We start from the raw sequence: 6,070 nt of genomic DNA on the forward strand, positions 1-6,070 counted from the left end.
CTCGAGGCCGGGCGGATCCCAGTCCGGCGGCAGCTCCGTGCCGGGCTCCTTGACCACGGTGAAGATCACCGGCGCATCGGCGGCGGCGGGCGGCGGCTCGACCGGTGCCGCGGCAGGCGCCGCGGCGGCAGCAGCTTCGACGGGCGGTCGGGGCCGCTTCGTCTCGACCTGGATCAGCGGCTCGGCCACCGGGGCCGCGGCGGCACTCCCGGTGTCGTGGTCGGCAGCAGCACCGTCCTCCACCTTCACGGCCGACTTGCGCTTGCGTGCCGGCTTCGGCGCAGCCTCCGCGGCATCACCCGCAGCAGCTTCCGCCGGCACAGCCTCGGCAGCCGTCGCCGGCGCGTCGGTGGCCGCGGCCTTGGTCGTGCGGCGACGCTTGGGCTTCGCGGCCGAGGCCTCGCCGCCTTCGGCGTCGGGAGGCAGGGTCGTCGAAGAGTCGTCAGCTTGGTTCATGCGGTGTGTCCTCGGGGGCGGCATCTGCCGCTGGCTCGGTATGGGAAGGGGAAGGGGCGGAGGGAACGGCCGCCAGGTCGGCGACCGGTTCGGCGAGGGATTCGGAAGGGGATTCGAAAGGAGACTCGGCGGGGGATCCGGCGGCGGGTTCTTCGACAGGTGCTTCGAGCGACACCTCGATCGCCAGCTCGCCGTCGAGCGGCAGCGCGCCTTGCTCCGGCTCCAGCAGTGACGGCTGGCCGGCCAGCGCCTCGGCCATCGCACCGGGGTTCAGCGCCGAGCTCTGCAGCATCGGCAACTGCTCCAGGCTCGCCAGCCCGAGGTCGTCGAGGAACTGCTTCGTCGTCGCGTACAGCGCCGGGCGGCCCGGGGCCTCGCGGTAGCCGATCGCGTCGATCCAGCCGCGGTCCTCGAGCTGCTTGACGATCTGGCTGCTGACGGTGACGCCGCGGATGTCCTCGATGTCGCCGCGCGTGACCGGCTGGCGGTACGCGATGATCGCCAGCGTCTCCATCACGGCCCGCGAATACTTCGGCGGCTTCTCGGGGTTCAGCCGGTCGAGGTACTCGCGCATCTCCGGGCGGCTCTGGAAGCGCCAGCCATGGGCCAGCGCCACCAGCTCGACCCCGCGCTCCTCCCAGTCGCGCATCAACTCGTCGAGCAGCGCACGCAGGGTGTCGGGGCCGAGTTCGTCGGCAAACAGCGCGCGCATGTCACGCATGGGCATCGGCTGCTGGGCGCAGATGAGCGCGGTCTCAAGGACGCGCTTTGCATCCTGTGTGTTCATTGACGTTCGTTCACATCCTCAGCCGGCTCGGCCGGCAGGCATTCAGGGGGCGGGCTCCGCTCGCATCGGCCTTCGCTCGAATCCCGCGGCGCACCGGTGGACGCACCGGGTTGTCGCTGGGATGTCGCTGGGTTGGCGAAGGCTGTCGAGTGTGGAGCGTCTGGTCCGAAGCGCCGTCTTGACGGCTTGGCGCTGAGAACCAGCCTGCGCGCCATTCACATCGGCGCTGCAGTTCACATCATCGCTCCCTGGGTGGCAGCGATTGTGCGCCATTGTATAGGCCCTGCGATGACCCTGTCACGGGGCTTTCTCGGAGGCCTCGATCACCTGCTGCCAGGCCTGCGCCAGATCGGCGGGCGGGGCCGCCTCGAACTGCATCGGGCGGCCGTCCACCGGGTGCGCGAAACCCAGGCGCGCCGCATGCAGTGCCTGCCGGGCCAGCCCCAGGCCCGGGCGCCCGCCGTACAGCGCGTCCGACAGCAGCGTGTGGCCGCGCGTGGCCAGGTGCACGCGGATCTGGTGGGTGCGCCCGGTGTGCAGCTTGCAGCGCACCGCGCTCACCGCGCCTTCGTCGAACTCCGCGAGCGCCACCCGGGTCACGTCGGTCTGCGCCGGCTTGCCGCCGCCGACCACGGCCATCTTGACGCGCGATTGCGGGTCGCGCGCGAGCGGCGCGTCGATGCGGAACGGCTGCGCCGGCACCCGCCCGTGCGCCAGCGCCTGGTACTCGCGCTGCACCTCGCGGGCGGCGATGGCCCGCACCAGCGCGGTCACCGCCGGCAGGGTCTTGCCGATCACCATCAACCCCGAGGTGTCCTTGTCGAGCCGGTGCACGATGCCGGCGCGCGGCAGCGTGGCCGCGGCCGGGTGGTGCGCCAGCACCCCGTTGAGCAGCGTGCCCGACCAGTTGCCGGCGGCCGGGTGCACCACCATGCCGGCGGGCTTGTCGACCACGATCAGCGCGTCGTCCTCGAACACGATGGCCAGCGCCATCGCCTCGGGGCGGAAGGCGCGGCTCTCGGGCGTCGGCACCAGCTCGACCACCAGCTGCTGGCCGGCCGACACCTTGCGCGAGGCCTGCGTCGCCGGGCGATCGTCGACCCACACATGGCCGCCCTCGATCAGCGTCTGCAGGTGGTTGCGCGAGAACTCGCCGGCCATCGCGACCAGCGCCTTGTCGAGCCGCACGCCGTGCAGGCTGCGATCGATCAGCGCGACGCGGCGCTCGGGGGCCTCGCCGGCGCCGACCTCCAGGCCCTCGTCATCGGGATCGCCAGGAAGCAGCGCCGGGTCGCTGGGGGGGTGAACCATATAATCGCCGCTCTTCTTTCGACAGGAAGCGCCGCGGCAGTGGCGCCACGAGGCTCATGAATGTGATTCGCTTGGTTGGCCGGTGGTCGGGCCTGGCATCGGCAGCCGTGTTGGCCGCCCTGCTCGCAGCCTGTGGCTCGACCCCGAAAGACGAAACGGCCGGGATGACCGTCGAGAAATTGTATGCAGAGGCGAAGTCCGAAGCCGATGCCGGCAGCTACGACCGTGCATTGAAGCTCTACGAGCGCCTCGAAGGCCGCGCCGCCGGCACGCCGCTCGCGCAGCAGGCCACGCTGGAGCGAGCGTACCTGAACTACAAGACGGGCGAGAAGGCGACGGCGCTGTCGATCCTCGAGCGCTTCCTGAAGCTGCACCCGACCAGCCCGGCCTTCGACTACGCACTGTACCTGCAGGGCGTCGTCAACTTCAACGACAACCTCGGCCTGTTCAGCAGCATCGCGCGGCAGGACCTGTCCGAGCGCGACCAGCAGGCCTCGAAGGACTCGTACCAGTCGTTCAAGCAGCTGGTCGACCAGTTCCCGCAGTCGAAGTACACGCCGGACGCGCAGGCGCGCATGCGCTACATCGTCAACTCGCTGGCGGCCTACGAAGTGCACGTCGCCCGCTACTACTACCGGCGCGGCGCCTATGTGGCCGCCGCCAACCGCGCCCAGCAGACGGTGCAGGAATTCCAGCAGAGCCCGGCGACCGAAGAGGCACTGCACATCATGGTGCTGAGCTATGACAAGCTCGGGCTGCAGCAGCTGCGCGACGACGCCGGGCGCGTCTTGCGCAAGAACTATCCGAACAGCGAGTTCATCGCGTCCGAGCCGCTGCCGGCGACGGCGCAATAGAACTCAGAATGGAAGCGCCTGCGCCTGCAGGCCTTCCAGCCACTCCAGGGCTTCGGCCTCGGCCATCACCCGCGTCATCGGCGGCAAGGCATCGCGCAGCCGCTTGCCGTAGTTCATGCCGGCCATGCGCGGATCGCAGACCACCAGCAGCCCGCGGTCGGTCTCGCTGCGGATCAGGCGCCCCGCGCCCTGCTTCAGCGACACCGCCGCCTCGGCGATGAAGTAGTCCGAGAACGGGTTGCGGCCCTCGCTCTCCAGGCGCTTGACGCGCGCCTCGACCAGCGGGTCGTTCGGCGGCGGGAACGGCAGCTTGTCGATCATCACGCACTGCAGCGCGTCGCCCGGCACGTCGATGCCCTCCCAGAAGCTCTGCGAGCCGACCAGCACCGAGCGCGGCTGCGCGAGGAACTGCTGCAGCAGCTGGCGCTTCGGCATCGAGCCCTGCATCAGCACCTGGATGTTGTCGCCCTCGGATTCGAAGGTGTCGCGCAGCCGTTCGCCCACCGTCTGCAGCGCCCGCAGCGTGGTGGTCAGCACGAAGGTGCGCCCGCCCAGCGCCCGCGCACAGCGCGCGGCCAGCGCGGCCACGGCCGGCGGGTGCCCGGGCTCGTTCGGCTTCGGGAAGGCGGCGGGAATGTAGAGCCGCGCATGCGCGGCGTAGTCGAACGGGCTGCCCACCCGCAGCGTCAGCGCGTCTTCGAGCCCGGCCGATTCGGTGAACCACGACAGCCGCTCGTCGTCGCCGAGCGTGGCCGACGTGAAGATCCAGGCGCGCGGCGCCGCATCCATCTGCTCGCGCAGCGCGTCGCGGATGTCCAGCGGCGACTCGACCAGCCGCGCCTGGTGCGGCGACAGGTCGATCCAGCGCACGCAGCCCGGCGCGGCCGGCTGCTCGAACTGCGCGGCCATGCGGCGGAAGTTCTGCGCCCGCTCCATCAGCTTCGAGAAATCGGGGGCGATCTCGCTGACGGTGTCGAGGCCGCGCTGGGCCGCCTCGCAGGCCTGCGCCACGCCCTGCAGCGCGGTGCCGAAATCCGCCCGCTCGGCGCGTTCGTCCCAGCGCAGCTTCAGGCTGCCGCGCACCTCGCGCAGCGGGCCGGCGGCGGCCATGCGCAGATCGCGCGCCGCCTTGTCGCAGGCGGCGGCCAGTTCCTGCCATGGCGCGAGCCCGCGCGCCAACTGCAGCCCGGCGCCGAGCATGTCGCGGGCGAAGTCGATCACCTGCCCGGTGCCGAGCGTCGTGCCGAGGAAGGCGACGCCGGCCTCGGCGAGCTGGTGCGCCTCGTCGAACACCGCCACCTCGACGCTCGGCAGCAGCTCGGCCACGCCCGAGTCGCGCAGCGCCATGTCGGCGAAGAACAGGTGGTGGTTGACGACCACCAGGTCGGCCGCCATCGCCTCGCGCCGCGCCTTCATCACATGGCACTGGCGGTAGTCGGGGCACTCGCTGCCGAGGCAGTTGTCGCGGGTGGAGGTGACCAGCGGGATCACGCTGGAGCGCTCGTCGAGCCCGTCGAGCTCGGCCAGGTCGCCGCTGGTGGTGGCGCGCGACCAGGTCTCGATCTTGGCCAGCGTGCGCACCGCCCAGCGGTCTGGCAGCTGGGCCGACTGGCGCGCCTGGTTCATGCGGTGCGTGCAGAGGTAGCTGGCGCGGCCCTTCAGCAGCGCAATCGTCAGCGGCAGCCCGAGCGCATCGCGCAGGCGCGGCAGGTCGCGCAGGAAGAGCTGGTCCTGCAGGCTCTTGGTGGCGGTGCTGACGAGCGCCCGCGCGCCCGACAGCAGCGTCGGCACCAGGTAGGCGAAGGTCTTGCCGACGCCGGTGCCCGCCTCGGCGACCAGCGCATGCCGCCCGTCGATCGCCTGCGCCACCTGCTGCGCCATGCGCTGCTGCACCTCGCGCTCGACATAGCGCGGATCGGCCTGCGACAACGCGCCGCCCTGGGCGAAGGCTTCGGCGACGGCCTCTTCGAGCGGAGTCAGATCAGGCGGGTTCGGGAGGGTCAAGCTGGGTTTCCAGTTTCGCGATCTGGTCGCGCAGGGCCAGGCGCCGCTTCTTGAGCCGGCGCATCGCGAGTTCGTCGTCGGAGTGCTCGCCAGCCACGCGGTCGATCAGGCTGTCGAGGTCGGCGTGTTCGATGCGAAGCTCGATCAGGCGGCGCTGCGGCGAGTGCAGGTTGTCGTCCATCGAGGAGAACGTCGCGGAGTATTGCAGGTGGGCGTGGGGGCAAAGCGATTATAGTTTTCGCCCATGAGCACACCCCCAGGATATCGGCTGAATGCCGCCACCGGCATGCACCGCGGCGACCGCGCCTACCAGCAGGACCAGGTCGAGATCCTGCCCCATCACCGGGTTCCCGGGTGTGCCCTGGCGGTGCTGGCCGACGGCATGGGCGGCAAGAGCGGCGGTCGCAAGGCCGCCGACCAGGTGGTGCTGACGGCACGCCAGCTGTTCGAGCGCTACAGCCCGAACCAGGACGATCCCTCCGAGCTGCTGAAGCAACTGGTGCTCGAAGCGCACCTGATGATCAAGCTGACGGCGATCACCGCCGAGGAAGAGCCGCACAGCACCGCGGTGGCCTACCTGATCAGCCCCTCGCGCGAGTGCGACATGATCCATGCCGGCGATTCGCGCTGCTACCACTTCCGCGGGCCGGACATGGTC

Annotated in this window: 6 protein-coding genes and 1 pseudogene; 2 read left to right on the forward strand and 5 right to left on the reverse strand. The window is 70.8% G+C overall.

The features are described 5' to 3' along the window. The 3 genes and pseudogenes from AC1D1T_RS29405 to AC1D1T_RS29415 all read right to left on the reverse strand — a co-directional run. A pseudogene (locus tag AC1D1T_RS29405) lies at window positions 1–456 on the reverse strand (hypothetical protein); the annotation flags it as partial. Further along, window positions 443–1,243, reverse strand: coding sequence for an SMC-Scp complex subunit ScpB (gene scpB / locus AC1D1T_RS29410; protein WP_477828390.1), 801 nt, complete (start codon window positions 1,241–1,243; stop codon window positions 443–445). The gene scpB and the pseudogene AC1D1T_RS29405, both read right to left, overlap by 14 nt. Window positions 1,244–1,540: 297 nt before the next feature. Beyond that, entirely contained in the window at window positions 1,541–2,554 is a 1,014-nt protein-coding gene (locus AC1D1T_RS29415; RefSeq protein ID WP_477829366.1) for an RluA family pseudouridine synthase, read from the reverse strand. A 56-nt stretch (window positions 2,555–2,610) separates the two neighbouring features. Between AC1D1T_RS29415 and AC1D1T_RS29420 the strand changes: the two genes are divergently transcribed. Beyond that, the gene (locus tag AC1D1T_RS29420) at window positions 2,611–3,408 is read left to right on the forward strand and encodes an outer membrane protein assembly factor BamD (RefSeq protein WP_465112299.1); all 798 of its coding nucleotides are present in this window, start codon (window positions 2,611–2,613) and stop codon (window positions 3,406–3,408) included. A gap of 3 nt (window positions 3,409–3,411) precedes the next feature. Here the strand turns inward: AC1D1T_RS29420 and yoaA are convergent, their stop codons facing one another. Both yoaA and AC1D1T_RS29430 read right to left on the reverse strand, forming a co-directional pair. Further along, entirely contained in the window at window positions 3,412–5,412 is a 2,001-nt protein-coding gene (gene yoaA, locus AC1D1T_RS29425) for a DNA repair helicase YoaA (RefSeq protein ID WP_477993021.1), read from the reverse strand. Beyond that, entirely contained in the window at window positions 5,390–5,593 is a 204-nt protein-coding gene (locus AC1D1T_RS29430) for a YdcH family protein (protein WP_047502498.1), read from the reverse strand. Before AC1D1T_RS29430 ends, yoaA begins: the two co-directional genes overlap by 23 nt. A gap of 63 nt (window positions 5,594–5,656) precedes the next feature. On the opposite strand from AC1D1T_RS29430, the gene AC1D1T_RS29435 reads away from it, so the two are divergent. Then, the coding region (locus tag AC1D1T_RS29435) for a PP2C family protein-serine/threonine phosphatase (RefSeq protein WP_477993022.1) at window positions 5,657–6,070 on the forward strand (414 nt) is incomplete at its 3' end.

The organism is Rhizobacter sp. P2_H3, assembly GCF_056403355.1.

What these genes read in the sequence shown, in the direction of transcription:
- scpB (WP_477828390.1), bottom strand. Translation starts at nt 1,243, where the DNA reads ATGAACACACAGGATGCAAAGCGCGTCCTTGAGACCGCGCTCATCTGC.
- AC1D1T_RS29415 (WP_477829366.1), bottom strand. Translation starts at nt 2,554, where the DNA reads ATGGTTCACCCCCCCAGCGACCCGGCGCTGCTTCCTGGCGATCCCGAT.
- AC1D1T_RS29420 (WP_465112299.1), top strand. Translation starts at nt 2,611, where the DNA reads ATGAATGTGATTCGCTTGGTTGGCCGGTGGTCGGGCCTGGCATCGGCA.
- AC1D1T_RS29430 (WP_047502498.1), bottom strand. Translation starts at nt 5,593, where the DNA reads ATGGACGACAACCTGCACTCGCCGCAGCGCCGCCTGATCGAGCTTCGC.